Genomic DNA, 17902 nt, shown 5'->3' with positions numbered 1-17902 from the left:
TTTAAGTATCGGCAAAAAAAACAAAAAATGTAGAGTAAATATTCTGATTATTTAGCAGGGTGACTATGTTGTTTTTAACTGATATTTTTGTAATTTGCAGAGTTATTATCTGTGATTATTTTCTCTTTTATATTTTCATTAGTGACTGCTTTCTATTTTAACCTTAACCCATATTTTGTACCTAATAATAGTTAAAATTAGAATTAATTTGCTAATTATGAAAAATATCATAGTGTTTTCGTTTGATTTTGTCGGTAGTAATTAAACTTAATATAATTTTAGCCACACTAATTGCAGAAATAACAGATTAATTCAATTAATTAAATTAAGAATTCAGTAATATCAGTTGGTTAGCATGTGATTATTATATTTTGATTATATTTCAAATAGTTAATAGTATTGCAGGTGATTATTTTTGTTTATAGCCTTATTTTCACTGTGATGTCAGTCACATAAGCATATAAATGAAATAATAATATCTGTAAATTTAACTTTCCGAAGATTTCTATTGTATTGATATTAAATAAAATATTTTGTTTTATGTGGTTGCTAACAGAAGCTATGTGATCGCATGAAGCACTAACTAATTTAATTAGAAAATGTATAGTATTGCTATGCAATCAATTTAAATTTTTGTCGGTTTCTATTTGGAGAATATAGTGAAAAATCAAGATTTATTAGGTCTATCTTCTGCTAACATTCTGAATGCGGAATTTGAGAAGAAATACCACGACGTTATTGCTCACTTTTTCAGCCGAGATCCGAAGTATTGGCCGATATTTCAGGATAAAACAATCCAATCGATTACACAGTTTAGAAAAACAACAACTAATGATAATGACCAATTACAACGTTACTCAAATGGGCAACAGCTATTCGATCGTTTAATGGCGGATACGCAAATCCAACAAAATATTAATTACCCAGAAAACGATCCTAATGAATTACTGATGTTAGTTTCGACACTGTGTAAAAACTGGGAAAATCCATTAGCTGTTGAAAATGTTATTGCAATGCCAAGTGATCCGGGTGTTTATGGTTCAATCTTGGGGTTAATGGGCAACCCTAACATGGTGTATTGCGAATATTCAGGTGTGGCGGATGCGTTAGAAAAAGTGACCATCAAAAAAGTCGCTAAATTGGTTGGTTACGATCCTGAAGTTGCATCTGGTGTGTTCACTCAAGGTGGCACCATGTGTAATTTATATGGTTATCTATTTGGTTTACGCAAATCTATGCCTAATTCTAAACACTTAGGTATGGCAGCAGATCAAGATTATCGCATCATTAACTCTCAAGGTGGTCACTACTCAAACATGACTAACCTTGCGCTGTTAGGTGTTGATGTTGATAACAAAACCATCCGTATTAAAGTGTCTGAAGATAACACCATTAATTTAGAGCACTTAGAGCGTGAATTGAGAGCGTGCTTTACTGTTAAATGCAAAGTACCAACTATCATGTTAACCACAGGAACAACAGACACCTTCGGTGTGGATGATGTGAAAGGTGTTTGTGAGTTACGTGACCGTTTATGTGAAGAGTTCGAGATCCCTGTTAAGCCTCACGTACACGTTGATGCTGCTGTTGGTTGGCCGATTATCTTCTTCTTAGAATATGATTTTAACAGTAACCCGCTGGCAATTAATGATGTCACCTTAGAAGGTTTACGTCAGAACGTAGAGAAATTTAAGCATCTGAAATATGCCGACTCTATTACTATCGACTTCCATAAATGGGGCTATGTGCCTTATACCTCAAGTTTAGTATTAGTGAAAAATGGCAATGACTTCGTGGCACTGGAAAACGATCCTGAAAACTTCACCTATTTTGAGCACGAATTAGAAGGGCAGACTCACTTACAATCCACTATTGAATGTACACGTAGTGGTGTGGGTATCTTTGGTGCTTATTCTGCAATGCACTATATGGGAATTGAAGGTTACCAAACCATCATTGCTCACTGTTTGCAAAACGCGAACTACATGCGCCATCAGTTGTTAGAGATGGGTAATGCAAAAGTTATCGTTCCTCAAAACCAAGGTCCAAGTGTTGGTTTTAAACTGTATGATCCAAACTTAGTGAAAGACCCTAATGTTGCCTTTGATTTAGAGTTAACGTGCTCTACAGATAAAGAAGCATATGACTTTATGGTTCATAACACACAATGGCATAGAAAACTTTTCTTACAACGTGGTAGAGAAGGATTATTTACTAACTGGGTAGATTCTATTGCCTGCTCGAAATATGCGAAAAATAACCGTTACGTTTATCTTCCAGGTGAAAAAGCGGTATTTATGAATCCAAATACGGAACGTACACATATTGATAATTTTATGAAAATATTAACCGAAATGAGTCAAAATATGAGCTCAAAAAAGGTTGCGAAAATCTAATTAAATCATTGTCTGATTAAATAAAATAAACTGTACTTTAATCGAGGAAACTCATATTAAGGTACAGTTTTTATTTTATATGATAATAATTGCAGATTATCTGAGTTGGCTATCTTTGCTACCACGGCGATTATATCCACTAAAGGCATTATTTTTTTTATCAATTGCCTCTTGGCAGTTTAAACAATAACGCACACCAGGAACGGCTTTTTGCCGAGCTGGAGAGATTGGTTCACCACATTCATCACAAAACTCTGCACTTTCACCTTGTGCCATTTGGTTGCGAGCTCTTGCAATTGCATCATCAATGGTGGCATCTATTTGCTCTTGAACAGCACTATCATTAGCCCATCCACTCGCCATTATATTCTCCTATTTTTGCAGTGAATATAAATACTATTATTAGGGCGATGGTGAAAAAATCAACAAAATAAAAAGGGAAATGTACCTTAACTTACTGCGATAGAAATAAAAAACCCCTCATAGAGAGGGGTAAATTTCAGAGGCATAACGGTTGTTGTTATTGTTTTTGTTCTCTAATAAACAGAGAAATAATAAAGAAGAGGGCGACAAATACAATAATCAGGTTAAAGCCAACAGAAACATTATAGCTTTCTGATACTTGACCAATTAATGAACCTGCTAACGCACCACCCAATCCAGAAGCAACATAAATCAATCCCATCACCGAGCCACTTTTACTGGTTAATTTTGTGGCAACGGCGGCTGCTGTTGGAAACAGCACTGATAATGCAAAACCAAATACCATAAACAGATAAACAATATCTTGTACAAAGATACGGCTTACAATAATGGCTATCAGAGAAAATAATGAAAATAGAATAAGTGTTTTACGATCACCCAATGCAAGGTTAATAAAGCCACCAATAAAACGGCCAATAGTAAATAAGAATGCAAAACTGGAAATCACATAAGCGGCTGTTTCTGCTTTTTGCGCGCTACTCATATTTCCAATATCCATAGAGGTATAGAAAATAGGGAAGAAATTTAAGAAAGCGGCTTCAGCAGCAACATACAGCGTAATAAATAAGATAACCAATAATAGCGACTTTTGTGTCAGTAACTCTAAAAAGTCACTGAATTTCATATCGACTTGTGCGCTGTTTTCTATTTTTAATGTACTCAATACGAGAATAATGACCGCAACAATAACGGCAACACCCACATAAAAAGTACGCCATGAAATAGAGTGTGAAAATAGATATTGTAAAATTAGCGGAGTGACAATCATCCCTACGCCAAACATTGCATTGGAGACGTTAAACATCATGCCCGCTTTCTCTTTATAGAAAGTCGGAATAACGGTAACGATAGAGACAAGCATTGAGCCAATACCTAATCCAATAACCAGATAAAAGCCAAAAAATAGCATCACATTAAAAGCAAGGCTGGTTCCTGTTAAACCAACAGCCATCATCAGTGAGCCAATAAACATCATGACTTTTAACCCTTTCTTATCGGTAAAATAACCCGTTAATAAACTGGCAATTAAAAAACCGATTTGGAAAAAGGTAATTAATGAGCCAACTTGGCTCATATTTAATGAAATATCATGTTGAACTTGTTCGAGAATAAGCCCTTTTGTATTTTGAATGCCACCGAGTAAAAACATCGTGACAAACAGAAGGAAAAAGACTTTCCATTTTTGTTGTTTAGCCATAATTTTATCCTGATTTTCCACGGTGTATTATTATTTAATCATGTTGTTATAGGCGTTATTATTAGGTGTGTTGTGTTTACCAATTGCATCAAATAATTCTTGAGTAGCCCATCCATAGCAATAATAAAGTAAGTCATCACAAGCACTTTCTTCTGCTGCAATAACGGCTTCGATTAATTGAGAGGCAGGTAAATTCCACATTTGAATACCACTATAAATAAAGGTATTTGGCTGTGAAAGCTGGCGAACTTTATTATTTTGTTCAGCAACAAAGTGAATAGGGAAACCTTGCTGTTTAAAGGTTTCGTATGAAATATCATAAGGTAATTCAAATAAGCGTTTGAACGCAGTAAATGCACGTTCTTGGCTTTCGCTATCATGGGCAAAATGATTAATTAACCCTTGAACATCTGCACCTCCCCCTAATTTATGATAAGGGAAATGTTTGAGTGTCGAAGAATAACGGGTTAATTCATGATAATTTTGACCTAAGATCCAACTATAAGCTGGTGGCCATAGATCAAGCCATAACGTAATACCACCCGCAGTTTGTTTTGCATCAGACAGTAATTTTTCAACTAATTGAGTCACGCTTTGTTGGCGAAATGTTTGCCACGCTTTTAACAAAGGCTCTTCTTTTAATGCGGTAACAGGTGTTTCGAAATCCCCTTGTTTCAATGAATCAGCTAAAGCTGCGAGGCGATGTTTGATTTCATTAATAGGCAAACCTTGCTGTACCATTTTCTTTTCACAGTGAGGGCAGAAACAAGTAAATAATCCTGCGGGATTCACTTCTTTACCTGCCCAATCCGGGAAACGAATTCGGTCAATTAAAAAGGTATCGTAACCGTAGTTTTGTTTTAATGCGGTGAATGTCTTTTGCCATAATTGAGCGACATCAGGGGCGTTAGGGCAGAGCCAATGCGCTTGCGGACGACCTTTAAAATCCACAACCTGATTACTTTCTACATCCCCAGCGAAATCGCCATTAAGAATATTAGCCCATGGAATGACTTTATATTTTCCACCATCAGTGGCTTTTTTTATTGTCATTAGCGGATCGGCACCCGCTAAAATGGTGGGATCAACACGTTGGTTTAGACGAGGGAAATCGGTATGAGTGTTGATGTGTAGTGTACCTGTTCCCATAACCATATTATGAATAGGGTTATGAGGTAAATCACCAACAGGGTAAGGGTTACGTTCAAAAATGGTATTAATTTCGACAAATAAATGCTCGATATGCTTCATGCCATCAAGGCGTTGAAGTATAGCGGACATGCCTTCGTCTAAAATATCATGTGGGTGAAGATGTATTCCTGCCATGAGTTGCTCCCATCTCGTTTAGGTACTTTTTTATTAGGGTTATCTCAGTTGGATCTCGGGCATAAATTGAATTGATGGATAAACCGTAGCCAAGGCAAGAATGGCAATGCCATAAAGCGGGCCTTTTTCCCATAATTCAGACAGCTCGATATTCACTTTGGTGTTAGCAAATAAATGTCTATCTAGATTTGCCTGAACACGCGGTAAAAAGGTGTCAGCAGAGCGAGTGATCCCGCCTGTTAATACCACTTTTTCCAGATTTGCAATGGCGACTAAGTTCATAATGCCAATAGCAAGATAATCTGCCATTTCCTCAACTAAGGATTGAGCCAGAGGATCACCTTGTTGTGAGGCTTGAATAATCTCAATAGCACTAAGATTTTCTCCTCGTAAGCTCGCTATACGTTCACTTAAACCTGAGCCAGAACAGAAACTCTCAAAGCATCCTTTATTGCGCCAGTTTCTAAAGAGGTGCTCACGAGCAAACATCATATAGCCGATTTCACCGGCAGCATTGTTTGCGCCACGAATAACTTTTCCATCCATCAGTAAAGCGGAGCCTAAACCCGTACCGATACCAATCAGCGCACAACTGTGCGTATGACGGCATCGGCCTTTCCACATTTCACCCACAAGAGCCGCACGAATATCATTTTCGAGTACAACGGGTACATTGAGTTTTTCTGTAAGTTGTTGTGCTAAAGGCAAATTATCCCATTGAGGTAAATTAGGAGAGCCTTCTAGTACAACACCATTCTTGATATCGATGATCCCTGGTGTGGCGACACCGATAACATTGATCTTTTGGCGATCTATGCCGCTTTTTTCGATCACATTTTCAATACTTTGTGCAAATTGCGTAATAAAGTGATCACGATCGTCAGTATCAAAGGTTGGCTCTTGATATTCATACAACAATTCGGCATCTAAGTTAAAAACCGCATAGGCGATTTTGGTTCCGCCTAAATCAATGCTGACACCTAAACTGTGTTGAGGATCAAAGTTAACTAAAATACCTTTTCTGCCTTGTCCTGCTGGCGAACTGACACCGCTTTCATAAACGATTTTTTCTTCAAGGAGATCGTTAATAATTTCAGACACTGTCGCTTTTGTAATCCCGCTAATTTTGGCTATCTGAGCCCGTGACAAAGGACCTTGATGACGAATGACATTTAATACAAGCGAGGCATTCATTTGCCGTAATGTATTGGGTACGTTCGGTGTCACGTTACTACTCCATTTGTTTAGAAACAAAACTAAAAGATGTTTTTTTTATATAAAATCGTCTGTGTTTGATAGTTATGCACCGTTTTATTTACTTTGTAAAGTATATTAAGACTAATTAGTTTAGAAACCATCCTAAATGCGTTTGTGATCACAATTTGATGAGTCTGATTTGTACAATCAGATCTTCTAAAAGATCTTCAATGTATATATTCGTTGCACATATTCTTAGAGCAATAAAACGACTAGAATGAAATCAATATCTATTGAACTAAAGAGAAAATTAGCATGAAAAAAGGAATGTTATTAAAAGGGTTAATAGGGATGTTACTGCTACTCCCACTTTATTCACAGGCAGTAACATTAAGCGGTTATCTTGAGGTAAAACGATTATTAGCCTTAGACCATCCTTCTAATAAACAACTAGAATCGGTGACACAAGCGTATCTAAACGGTATTGCGAATGGATTTAATTTTTATGCTGTTGCCGTAAAAATTGAAAATCAAAATAACGATGATTTTCGTCCTCTTTATTGCCCACCTCCGAAAGTAGAACAAAATGGCGATTTTATGGTTAAGCACATCGATGCTTATTTAGATAAAAATCCTGAAGTGAAGAAAAAACAAAAAGAAACGCCGTTGGAGTTAATTTATATTTTGGCATTACAAGATGCCTATCCTTGCCATGTTGATGGAAGTCTCTAAACGAAAAATAGCCACAGTCCCTGTGGCTAAAATGATTTTGGTGTGCTCTTTTTCTTGTTATTTACTTCAGGTTGCCTCTCTCATAAGCCCCTTGATGGAAGACACTCAAGCAGTTGCTGCTTCAACTTGTTTTACAGGAACAAGATGACAACAATCGCTTTCACCGGTTTTTTCAAAGGTTGATAAACGAGTGATCAAGAGTGAATTCATGTCTGTTAATAATCCCTCTGCTTGCAGTTTTTGCATGATGCTTTCATCGCAGTCATTGTTGTTTTTACGTTGATAAGCCACAGGCGTTACACCACGTAATACAGTCAATTGACCAGCAAGTGCTGGATTATCTGTTAATGCATATACGTTGTTATTTGGCATAAAACGTGACAATAAGGTCACTGATTTACCATTTTCCGTTAGTGCGGCAACACTTAAATGTTTGTCATCATGGAAGGCAGTTGTCGCGGCTGCCAAAGCAATCCAACGGCCTGTTTGTGAGTAATAAGACGGTGATTGCCATGGGTTTTCAGCATTAGCAGCAAAAGAGCGTTCGGCTCCTTCAGCAACACGTGCCATTGCACTAACTGCTTCAACAGGATATTTTCCTGCCGCAGTTTCAGCGGAAAGCATCACAGCATCAGTGCCATCACCAACGGCATTCGCGATATCCATCACTTCGGCACGGGTTGGCATAGGGCTTTCAATCATCGATTCCATCATTTGGGTTGCAGTAATAACTGGGCAACCTAATGCGCGACAACGTGCAATTAGCTGTTTTTGTGCGCCTGGTAAGCTGGCATCACCTATTTCAACTGCGAGATCACCTCGTGCTACCATAATGACATCAGATGCTTTAATAATGTCATCCATATTTTCTTCACACGAAACCACTTCTGCGCGCTCAACTTTAGCAACGATTTTGGCGTGACTTCCTGCTGCGATCACTAAATTACGGGCATATTCAATATCCGCACCATTGCGTGGGAATGAAACGGCAATGTAATCTGCTTGAATAGCGGCTGCTGTGTGTATGTCTTGTTTGTCTTTCTCTGTTAATGCAGGTGCAGATAAACCACCACCGAGTAAGTTAATCCCTTTACGGTTAGATAATTTTCCACCAACAGTAACGACTGTTTCTATTTTATTATTATTTACGGTACTGACTTGTAATTGAATATTGCCATCATCAAGTAACAGAATATTCCCTGGTGTGACTTCCTGAACAAGTTGTGGGTAATCCAATCCCACTTGTTGCTCGTCGCCTAATGTGCTGTCTAAATCTGCATTTAGAATAAAGCTATCGCCTTGTTTTAATTGAATTGAATCATTTTTAAAGTTAGCGATGCGGATCTTCGGGCCTTGCAGGTCAGCTAAGATCCCGATAAATACACGATGTTTTTCTGCGACCTGACGGATAGTTGCGGCAGTGGCCTGATGCTGTTCGCGTGTGCCATGTGAAAAGTTTAAACGAAATACGTTAGCACCCGCCATAATCAGCTTTTCAATCATCTGTTCTGAACAGCTAGCTGGGCCAAGAGTCGCAACAATTTTTGTCTTACGCATAATGACATTCTCTTTTTAAAGAGGGATACCCAACGGTATCCCTTGATGACAACTTAATTAATTCATTAATCCATGGTAACTTTTTTCGCATTCCAGACTAGCGTCGCTAAAATCATGGAAACGATGGCAGAACCTATCCAGAAATACTGTACTGTGGTGAAGTCGTAGTTAGTGACATCTCCAACTTGAGTGACTTTGATCAGTGATGCTGAAATCAGTTCTTGCGCTGATGCTGCAATGTAAGCGAACAGTCCGATAAAGCCTTTTACTGCACCTACTGCATTTTTCGGCATCAGGTCACAAGCGGTCAAACCTGCTAAGAAAACAACCAGACCACCCATTGCAAAACCAACCATACTTAATGCAACAGCATCCATAACACGGCTTTGTGGACCCCAGAACATCAGTGCAAAACCAGCGATGTTGGCGATACCATAAATGAGTGTTGGAATATGACGGTTAGCGTTAAACAGTTTGTCAGAAGCCATACCCGCTAAGATTGCGCCGAAGAAACCAGCAATAGGGTAAGTAGACATGGCGAAACCAGCATCAATCAGTGAGTAACCTTTTGAACCTTGTAGGTAAAGAACGGCCCATGAACTGATTGCGTAGCGAGAGATATACATAGCCGCACATGCTGCTGCAATGATCCACACTGTTGGTTGTTTTAATACGAATAACTGAGCGCGACGAGTTTCTTTAGGATCACTTGATTTAACCGCTTCTGACTCTTCGCCATACGCAGTTGCTGGATCAGGCAAACCATAAGTACGAGGACGGTCTTTTAAAATCATCAGTAAAATGATACCTGCCGCAATACCTGCGATACCCGCACCGATAAAACCTGCACGCCAGCCGAAGAAGCTCACTATGGTTGCAGTCAAGATCCACGTAATTGCTTCACCGATATTACGCGAGCCACCCCAGATGGAATAAACCGTACCGCGTTGTTTTGGTGAGAACCATTGGAAGATAGAGACACAAGAAGGTGCTGAACCCACAGATTGGAACCAGCCGTTAATACCCCATAACAGGATAAAGAACAGGCTCGCCGTTGACATTCCCATGAAGATACAAACAAAGGAAGAGGCAATCAACGAGATGGACATAAAGCGTCCAATGTTGGCATAATCTGACAAGAAGCCGTTAGAGAACTTACCAAATGCATAGGTAAAGAAGAACGCAGAACCCATTAAACCCAGTTCAGCGGTGGTTACGATACCTGCATCCAGCATAGGTTTTTTCACCACACCGAGTGCCATACGAACCACATAGAACATGGCATAACCAAGAACAAGACCAAAGAAGACCTGCCATTGGTGCTTTTTATATATTGCGCGGATCTTTTCACTTGACGCTTCTATTAGCGGCAGATCCTTTCTGGTTTTAAAGAAACTTAGCATAGAGATGACTCCGAATATTATTCATGTCTGAAGCTGATTTTGGTTTTCAGAGCTGATGCTATTCATTTAGGTCATCTTGGCGCAAAACACGGAATTTGAGTCATCGATGACACATTCTGCTGAATCGGTGAGTCAAATTTGTAACATTGCTATTAGGCGTTGGTTTAAAAATGAGTGAAGATATCGTCGTATCATTGTTGTAAATGGGTCATTAAGGACTCATTAGCTAAAAATAATAAATATTGCTAAATATCAGAAGTTTGAAGTTCGACACATTTTTATGTTTATTCAAAACAAAATCAGGGGTATGTCATGAGAATAAAAATAACACTTAGCCTCGTCTGTTTATTGTTTAGTTGGCTGTTTATCACTCCGGTACGTAGTGATGAGCAGCCACTTGTTATATTGACGACGCTTTCAGATACACCAATGCGACCACTCACTGAAGCTTTTAGCGCACGTTATCCTGATACCAAAGTGCAAGTGGTTTATCGTCGTGTCGCGATAGCAACACGTATGATGAAGCAATATCCCACACAACCTGTGGATATTGTGATGTCGTCCTCGGCTAACTTTTTCCATCATCTAGATAGAGAAGGGCTACTGGCGCGGTTACCTGTTAATTATGAAACGCCAAAATGGTTAACTCGCCATAGTGATATCTTAAACGATAAGATAACCACGGTTGGCTATTCCGGTATTGGTATTATGAGCAATACACAATACTTGCAAAAGTTGGGGCTTCCTGCACCGAAAAGTTGGATTGATTTAAGTGATCCAATTTATCAAGGGCACTTAACCATGACCACACCGGCGAACTCTGGCACGATGCAATTGATGGTGGAAAATGTGCTACAAGAGTATGGCTGGGAGCGAGGATGGCAGATCTTACTGGAAACGAGTGGTAATCTTTCTTCCATTTCCGCACGTAGTTCACGTGTCAGTGATGCTATCGCCAGAGGTATTGTCGGCGCTGGGCCAATTATTGATAACTATGCTTTTAACCATCAAAAACGCTTTGATTTTGTTGAGTTTAGCTATTTTGATAAATCGATTATTTTACCTGCTTATGTCGCCATTGTGGCGGAAAGCAGTAAAAGAGACACTGCGGCCAAATTTATTGCCTTTCTTTTATCGGATGAAGGACAAGAGATCATCTATAAAAGTGATATGGCAAAGATCCCATTAAGTAAAGAGATCTTACGCAATAACGATGAACTTGCTAATAACACAGAATTTATTTTAAACAGCAATGAGGCTTATCGTCGTAGTGAAGTCGTTAATGCGTTATTTGATCAAATGATCACGCATAATTTTCCTTTAATGCGCCAAGTTTGGAATGATATCCATGAAGCAGAAAGACAGGAAAATAAAACCCCAGAACGTATTACTGCGATCAGTAAAGCAAGAAAAATAGCAAGTTCGGTGCTTATTAGTGAAAAAGAGGCAAATTCACCAACATTACAAGCATTATTTATGAAGGAAGCAGATCAGCGAGAATACTCTGATCAAGCATTAGCTGTGCTGTACCAATGGCGTACATTAGAAGCTGAAAGGCTCGAGCAAGCACTGGTTTTATTGAAAGAGACAAAATCACCCTAACCGCCTTGTGGTTCAGATATACAGCAGGAAGCGCTGTTTTTATGAAAGGTATTACGGATGAAATTATTAGTGCCTAAACAATTTGGCAAACTAGGTAGACGCCTGTATATGGCGTTTATCTTTAGTTCTTTACTCACCTTATTGATTGGTGTGGTTATCTTTTTTATGTGGGGAAAACTGGCGACACAAATTAATGCATCAGTGGGAGAATCTCTACCGATGTTAACCACCAGCTATAATATGGAGCGTTATAGCACCAATTTACAAATGCTATTAAAAGAGCGAGAGCAGACACAGAGAAAATCAGTTTCAGAGCAACAACAGCAGGAAATTCATCAGTTATTAGATAGTTTACGTGAATTCCCTATTGAACAAACACCGCAACGTGACTTTTATACTCAACTTGTTGATGAACTATCTGAGCTCATTAATCAACAGGATGTATTACTAGATAAACGGCGTGAGTTAGAGAATCGCCTTGCTCAATTATTGGGACAGTTGGCTTGGATGCATGACGCGGTTGGTGAAGATATTAAACCGCTACTTAATGAAATAGAGTGGCATGTCAGCCAAATGCTCAATGAAAAAAATGTGCAGGAAAATAGCTTACAATTGTTATTAGAATCAACGTTATTACAAGAATTATTTACCACTGAGAATGAATTAATTGGTTTAGTTGAAGAAATTGCTCACCAACGTTATAGCCGTGATATTGATGTTGCCTTTCACTATATCAGTGTCAAAATTGATGAAATTATTTCGTTAAATCAGAAGCTAAAGAGCTATCCTTCGACTATTGCTCACCGCCAAGTATTACAAGAGATTATTGCGATCACCCGTTATGACGGTGATATCTATCAAACACTGATTGATGATGTAGAAAACGAAAAAAAGCTTAAAGCATTAACCCCTGAATTAAATGAAAAGTTATCTCAGTTTGATAATGCAGTAAGTGGTAATGTTTTGGCGACCAGTGAAGTGTTAAATAAACTCAATGGCAATACCCGTAAACTGATGGCAACGGGAAAAATTGTTATTGTGGCGATTATTGTCGCTTCTTTATTGCTCAGTATTATTGTGATGAAAATCTTAATTGATAGAAGACTTATCGCAAGATTGAATAAACTAAGTGATGACTTAGCGCATGTTGCCAAAGGTAATTTAACCGAGCCAGTATTGATTGAAGGGCAAGATGAAATTGGTTTATTAAGTCGGCGACTTCGTCGTTTTTGGCGTCAAATGAAAGAAGTTGAAGCTAGTAATGCGTTAAATCTTATCAATAACACTGATGCAAGTTTAATTACTTGCCACCACGATGGCAGGATGGAAACGGTTAATCCAAGTGCGGCAACGTTATTAGGAACAGGAAAAGAGCAAAGTAATAAGCCTCTTTGGTTACTGTTTAGTGGCGAGGCGAGCACAATGCTTAAAGCGCAATTTAGCTCAACCAGTCAGCTTTATCGTTTAGGGCAGAGTGAATGTACTATTCGCATGGTAAAAGCAGGTGAACCTCATTTTTTACAATTTAATATTCGAGAGTATCCGCATAAAGATGAGCATAAATATATTGTTACTATCACGGATATTACGCGCCAAGAGTTAAGTCGATTAGAACTTCAAAGGCTGGTGGCATTAAAAACACAAGATTTACAAGATAAGAATCAGCAATTAAATGAAGAGATTGTGCGTCGTGAACAAGCACAAAAACACCTAATTCAAACGCAAGAAGAGTTGGTGCAAGCGGCTAAAATGGCGGTTGTAGGGCAAGCAATGACAAGTCTTGCGCATGAACTTAATCAACCTCTTTCTGCAATTAATACCTATTTGTATAGTGCAAAACTAACCATACAGATGGAAAAATACGATCAATTGCCTGATTCTATAGAGCGCATCGAAAAGCTTTGTGCGCGAATGAATCGAATTATTACAGCATTGCGTAATTTCTCTCGTAAATCATCATCTGAAATTAGTTTTGTATCAGCACCATTAAAAGAGCTGGTGGAAAGTGCAATGGTGCTGGTAGAGTCTCGTTCCAAGCGAGAGCAGTGCATCATTACGAATAATATTCCTGATGAATTAACCATTTGTGCCGATCCGACACAAATCGAGCAAGTCTTGGTTAATCTATTTGTTAATGCGATGGATGCCATTGCGGGTATTGGTGAAAGTCAGATCACTGTTGATCTCTTATCTACTGATCCTAAAAGAAAATTGGTGGGGATCGCTGATAGTGGAAAAGGGTTCAATTCTGCTGTTTTACCAAAACTTTTTACCCCGTTTACCACCACAAAAGATGTGGGGCTTGGGTTAGGGTTATCCATTTGCCGTTCTATTATGCAACGGTTTGGCTATGAAATTTATTTGGCCTCGGCGCTAAACGGTGGCGCTATGGTTGTTTTGGAGTTTACTGATGACACAATCACTCATGCCTGATATTGATGTTCTATTAATTGATGATGATGAAGATATTCTTGAATCTTATCGTCATTTGCTTAATCTCGCGGGTATGGTTGCCAGGGTGACTGACTCGCCTGAAAAAGCACTTAGCCTTTTAACTCCAGAGTGGCAGGGTGCTGTTGTGCTCGATATTTATATGCCTGCTATGAATGGTATGGAGGTGCTTGAACGCATTAAACATATTGATCCTCGTATCCCAGTTATTATGATCACGGGGCATGGCGATATACCGTTGGCCGTTGAAGCGGTAAAAAAAGGTGCTTATGACTTTATTGAAAAGCCAATTAATCCGCCATTATTCTTAGAGTTGGTGGCAAAAGCACATAAAGAACGACAGTCTATTCTTGCCCTTAGAAATGCGGTAATCAGCACTACTCAAGAGCGATTAGTGGGTGACAGCGCACAAATCACAGCGATCAGAGAGCAAGTACAACAAATTGCCGATATCGATAAAGACTTAATGATTGAAGGTGAGATGGGAACGGGGCGTCACCTTCTTGCTCAACTCTTACATGAGTTAAGCCCACACCGTGATAAAACTATTCAAACGGTAGATTGTCAAAATTTATCTGATATCAAACAGGTTATTGCTCAAATTGAGGCAGATGAAGTCGGAACATTAATTTTGCGTTCTCCATATGATTTATCATCAGAAGCACAACGTTGGTTAAGCTCTTATCTGTTAGATATCGAACGTCAAGGAAAGCGCCATTTTAGAACGATTGCGATTTTAGAAAATAATACACAGCAATTGGTAACAGAAGGGCGATTAATCCCTGAATTTTATTACTATTTTTCACAAATCACTTTTTCATTGCCTCCGTTAAGTGCGAGGCGTCCTGATATCATTCCGCTATTTAGAGCATTTTTGAGACAAAGTGCACAGCGACTTGGTATTGCGGTACCGAAGATTGATCGTAATTATCTTGATATTTTAAAACGTTATGATTGGCCGGGTAATATTCGAGAGTTACGAAATGTGGCGGAATTGTATGCGGTAGGTATTGTGAAAATGGTGGATAGTGAACAACATAGAGCGATTATTCCACCAGAAGGTCCTTTGGATAACTTAGTCGATGAATATGAGCGTCGATTAATTGAGGATGCATTATATTTATTTGCGGGTCGAGTCAGTGATGTAGCGGATTATTTAGGTATTCCACGTAAAAAGCTGTATTTACGAATGAAAAAACATGATCTCGATAAAGATAGCTATAAACCAAAGGTTTGATTTAATTCTATTGAATAACAAAGAAGCGCCATACAGGCGCTCTTTCGCATTTTTTCTTTTAAGGTATATCGATTGAATTATCTTGCAGCGAGTGTTACAAAATCGCCTGACCACTTACTGGTAAACTCAATACGTAAAGCGCCTTCCCATAAACCCTCTGGCAATGATGCGGCAGTTTGAGAGCCATTGATAATATTAAATAAAAAAGCACTTTGAAGGCTTTTCAGCTCACTTTTCTCTGACTCTTTATTTTCAGCCACCAGTCCATGATGAATACCTTTTTGATTATCAAGAATAACGGTTTCTTGATTATTTGATAATGTTTTGCCGTTCCAGTTTGCTTTCACTGTTAATACAGAATTATCAGTCGCATTTTTAAGTTCATTACTAATAATTTTCGAAGTCAATTTAAAGTCTGTTGCCCCTTCGGCATCTTTAACGGTGATATCAAAAGCCCCATTTTGTGTATTAAAGTGGTTATTTTCTGTCACTTCAAAATGTAGGGCATTTAAAGGGGTTACGCCTAATTCACTCTGTGGTTTCTTTACTGCTGTAGCATGCCAATTTGCAACAGTTTGTATTGAAGTTGTGTTGTTTGCATAAGTTGCAGTCGTGGTAAATGCTGTCAGTAATAAGCTTAGTAGTACGTGGTATTTTTTCATGGTTTATTCCTAAAAAATTATCGACGTTAATAGCAATATCGGCTAAAAAGTTTTTTTCATGAATTTATAAATAAAATTATGAGCATCCAAAAAAGATGAATCATTAGATAAATTATCGTATAAATTTGAAAAATAGTTTATTTAAAACGTCATAAAAAAATAGGAATAAAATGTAATAAAAATAACTTTATCGTTAATAATGTAAAACTATTAATAATCAATAGTCTATGTTGTTACTATTGTCTTTTTATGATTATTGGTCAAAAGTTAAAAATGATAAATATGACAAGATATAAATTAATTTAATTAATTATGTATTTACAAAAATTATATATTTAACAAAGTTACATTTTCTTTCAAATGAGAGGAAATAATAGGAAAGGTAATGGTGTCGGTAGAATGATTCGTTTTACAATAAAAAAGGTAGCTTATTAGGCTACCTTTATTTTTTTTATCAGCATTAAGGTTAGTTTGTAGCACAATTATTCTTTAACCCAATATAACGGTCAAAGGCAATAATAAATTGTTTATGCTCTTTCTTTAGCCAAGGATGTTGGTAACTTTCGCCGGGTAATAGCTGTAATATCTTGGCATTTTCTTCGTCAGAATCGCATTTATCATTTAGCAGTAAACGGAAATAAGTATTGCCTGTGTTTTTGATGGTGCCAGCAACATTATTATGATCATAACTGAATTTCATTTCACGAGGACGAATAACCATCACAGTGTTTAATCCAACAGTCGGAACGACTAAAGGTTGTTTACTGTTTTCTTGATAAGGTACTAAGTTAACAGGAGTTTCTTCAATAATAATACGATAATAACGCTCTTTATCGTCTTTGGCACCTTTATAAAATAATTTAAAAAACTCATGTTCATTAGGTAATAATACCTTTTGCAAAGGTGTATAAAGTATTTCACCATCATCTATAGGGAGTTGTTTTTCATCTTTTTCTTTGCCTCCCGGTTTTTCGATTTTATAGACATGAATTTTATAAAGATTCGTTCTGTCTGTATTATTAAGATAAGTGCGAGAGAAAAAAGTTTTATCAGATTCAAGAGTAAAAACCTCAGAACCTACATAAAGGGCATGGGCTGAAAATGTTAGTGCTGATAATGCTAATGTACTGATAAATTCTAATATTTTTTTCATTCTATCTCTTTAATTCGCTTTTTAATAATCAGTAATAAACCACACTATAATACCGTTAATCTAGATCGCATAATATAGGTTCAAAAGTAAAACGGGTATAAACACTAAATTTATACCCGCTGATCGACTAGCCTGACTGTTAGTGAATATCAGTCCCTGACCATTCAGCAAATACATTGACATAACCACGGGCTTCTACCACACCAATCCAGTCTTCACCTTCCATTGAGAAAAGTGAGGTACTTTCATTCATTGGAATAGTCAGTTGTAAATCAGTACGATAAAAATAACCCTCTAACTGATAAGGATGAGGCCATGCGGTCTGGGTCCATAGTGCTTCTTTAATGGAGATAGGCACATTATCGCAAGCAGCCCGATTTTTAACTTTTGAGCCACTGGCGTCGGTATATGTCAGATAAGCTGAAAAGGGGACATTCATTTTTTTATCTTTGGAGCTAAATAAGCAATAAGATTGACCTCGGATTGTTGTTTTAGGCCCTTCAAC

Annotated in this window: 14 protein-coding genes; 5 read left to right on the top strand and 9 right to left on the bottom strand. The window is 37.9% G+C overall.

The window, feature by feature from the left end; all coding sequences use genetic code 11:
- Nucleotides 1–659: 659 nt before the first annotated feature.
- Nucleotides 660–2396: a pyridoxal phosphate-dependent decarboxylase family protein gene (locus ABN256_RS17695; protein ID WP_196554851.1), complete on the top strand. Its 1737-nt coding sequence runs from the start codon at nucleotides 660–662 to the stop codon at nucleotides 2394–2396.
- A 96-nt stretch (nucleotides 2397–2492) separates the two neighbouring features.
- On the opposite strand, the gene ABN256_RS17690 is transcribed toward ABN256_RS17695, so the two are convergent.
- The 4 genes from ABN256_RS17690 to ABN256_RS17675 form a co-directional block, all read right to left on the bottom strand.
- Nucleotides 2493–2759 (bottom strand): DksA/TraR family C4-type zinc finger protein, encoded by a 267-nt coding sequence (locus tag ABN256_RS17690; RefSeq protein WP_072068997.1) that lies wholly within the window; start codon nucleotides 2757–2759, stop codon nucleotides 2493–2495.
- Between the two features lie 157 nt (nucleotides 2760–2916).
- A complete protein-coding gene (locus ABN256_RS17685) occupies nucleotides 2917–4077 on the bottom strand; it encodes an MFS transporter (RefSeq protein WP_072068996.1) in 1161 nt (386 codons plus the stop codon).
- Between the two features lie 30 nt (nucleotides 4078–4107).
- Nucleotides 4108–5403 carry a hypothetical protein gene (locus ABN256_RS17680; RefSeq protein ID WP_197269873.1) on the bottom strand — a complete coding sequence of 432 codons (1296 nt, stop codon included), beginning with the start codon at nucleotides 5401–5403 and terminating at the stop codon, nucleotides 4108–4110.
- A 39-nt stretch (nucleotides 5404–5442) separates the two neighbouring features.
- Nucleotides 5443–6630: an ROK family transcriptional regulator gene (locus tag ABN256_RS17675; RefSeq protein ID WP_231619356.1), complete on the bottom strand. Its 1188-nt coding sequence runs from the start codon at nucleotides 6628–6630 to the stop codon at nucleotides 5443–5445.
- A 285-nt stretch (nucleotides 6631–6915) separates the two neighbouring features.
- On the opposite strand from ABN256_RS17675, the gene ABN256_RS17670 reads away from it, so the two are divergent.
- Entirely contained in the window at nucleotides 6916–7332 is a 417-nt protein-coding gene (locus ABN256_RS17670; protein ID WP_072068995.1) for a Rap1a family protein, read from the top strand.
- A 105-nt stretch (nucleotides 7333–7437) separates the two neighbouring features.
- On the opposite strand, the gene pyk is transcribed toward ABN256_RS17670, so the two are convergent.
- Both pyk and ABN256_RS17660 read right to left on the bottom strand, forming a co-directional pair.
- Nucleotides 7438–8889: a pyruvate kinase gene (gene pyk / locus ABN256_RS17665; RefSeq protein ID WP_284551146.1), complete on the bottom strand. Its 1452-nt coding sequence runs from the start codon at nucleotides 8887–8889 to the stop codon at nucleotides 7438–7440.
- A 65-nt stretch (nucleotides 8890–8954) separates the two neighbouring features.
- Complete coding sequence (locus ABN256_RS17660) at nucleotides 8955–10292, bottom strand: MFS transporter (protein WP_196554848.1); 1338 nt, start codon at nucleotides 10290–10292, stop codon at nucleotides 8955–8957.
- Nucleotides 10293–10604: 312 nt separating this feature from the next.
- Between ABN256_RS17660 and ABN256_RS17655 the strand changes: the two genes are divergently transcribed.
- The 3 genes from ABN256_RS17655 to ABN256_RS17645 are packed head-to-tail and all read left to right on the top strand — an operon-like array spanning nucleotide 10605 to nucleotide 15582.
- Complete coding sequence (locus tag ABN256_RS17655; RefSeq protein WP_196554847.1) at nucleotides 10605–11894, top strand: ABC transporter substrate-binding protein; 1290 nt, start codon at nucleotides 10605–10607, stop codon at nucleotides 11892–11894.
- Between the two features lie 57 nt (nucleotides 11895–11951).
- The gene (locus ABN256_RS17650) at nucleotides 11952–14327 is read left to right on the top strand and encodes an ATP-binding protein (RefSeq protein ID WP_349439846.1); all 2376 of its coding nucleotides are present in this window, start codon (nucleotides 11952–11954) and stop codon (nucleotides 14325–14327) included.
- Complete coding sequence (locus tag ABN256_RS17645) at nucleotides 14305–15582, top strand: sigma-54-dependent transcriptional regulator (RefSeq protein ID WP_072068990.1); 1278 nt, start codon at nucleotides 14305–14307, stop codon at nucleotides 15580–15582. Before ABN256_RS17650 ends, ABN256_RS17645 begins: the two co-directional genes overlap by 23 nt.
- A gap of 77 nt (nucleotides 15583–15659) precedes the next feature.
- Here ABN256_RS17645 and ABN256_RS17640 read toward each other — a convergent pair whose 3' ends face one another.
- From ABN256_RS17640 to ABN256_RS17630, 3 genes are all read right to left on the bottom strand, one after another.
- Complete coding sequence (locus ABN256_RS17640; protein ID WP_196554845.1) at nucleotides 15660–16244, bottom strand: common pilus major fimbrillin subunit EcpA; 585 nt, start codon at nucleotides 16242–16244, stop codon at nucleotides 15660–15662.
- A gap of 466 nt (nucleotides 16245–16710) precedes the next feature.
- A complete protein-coding gene (locus ABN256_RS17635) occupies nucleotides 16711–17397 on the bottom strand; it encodes a fimbrial biogenesis chaperone (RefSeq protein ID WP_340893843.1) in 687 nt (228 codons plus the stop codon).
- 139 nt (nucleotides 17398–17536) lie between these two features.
- Nucleotides 17537–17902: fimbrial adhesin EcpD family protein (locus ABN256_RS17630; RefSeq protein ID WP_502929707.1), on the bottom strand; the 366-nt coding region annotated here is incomplete at its 5' end.

The organism is Proteus sp. fly-1008 (assembly GCF_040140305.1).
Lineage (GTDB): Bacteria > Pseudomonadota > Gammaproteobacteria > Enterobacterales > Enterobacteriaceae > Proteus > Proteus vulgaris_B.
The sequence above is the reverse complement of the archived record's forward strand: the minus strand, read 5'-3'. Positions and strand labels throughout refer to the sequence as shown.

Excerpts from the sequence above, each read along its gene's own strand:
- ABN256_RS17690 (WP_072068997.1), bottom strand. The coding sequence starts at position 2,759 with ATGGCGAGTGGATGGGCTAATGATAGTGCTGTTCAAGAGCAAATAGAT.
- ABN256_RS17685 (WP_072068996.1), bottom strand. The coding sequence starts at position 4,077 with ATGGCTAAACAACAAAAATGGAAAGTCTTTTTCCTTCTGTTTGTCACG.
- ABN256_RS17680 (WP_197269873.1), bottom strand. The coding sequence starts at position 5,403 with ATGGCAGGAATACATCTTCACCCACATGATATTTTAGACGAAGGCATG.
- ABN256_RS17670 (WP_072068995.1), top strand. The coding sequence starts at position 6,916 with ATGAAAAAAGGAATGTTATTAAAAGGGTTAATAGGGATGTTACTGCTA.
- pyk (WP_284551146.1), bottom strand. The coding sequence starts at position 8,889 with ATGCGTAAGACAAAAATTGTTGCGACTCTTGGCCCAGCTAGCTGTTCA.
- ABN256_RS17660 (WP_196554848.1), bottom strand. The coding sequence starts at position 10,292 with ATGCTAAGTTTCTTTAAAACCAGAAAGGATCTGCCGCTAATAGAAGCG.
- ABN256_RS17655 (WP_196554847.1), top strand. The coding sequence starts at position 10,605 with ATGAGAATAAAAATAACACTTAGCCTCGTCTGTTTATTGTTTAGTTGG.
- ABN256_RS17650 (WP_349439846.1), top strand. The coding sequence starts at position 11,952 with ATGAAATTATTAGTGCCTAAACAATTTGGCAAACTAGGTAGACGCCTG.
- ABN256_RS17645 (WP_072068990.1), top strand. The coding sequence starts at position 14,305 with ATGACACAATCACTCATGCCTGATATTGATGTTCTATTAATTGATGAT.
- ABN256_RS17640 (WP_196554845.1), bottom strand. The coding sequence starts at position 16,244 with ATGAAAAAATACCACGTACTACTAAGCTTATTACTGACAGCATTTACC.
- ABN256_RS17635 (WP_340893843.1), bottom strand. The coding sequence starts at position 17,397 with ATGAAAAAAATATTAGAATTTATCAGTACATTAGCATTATCAGCACTA.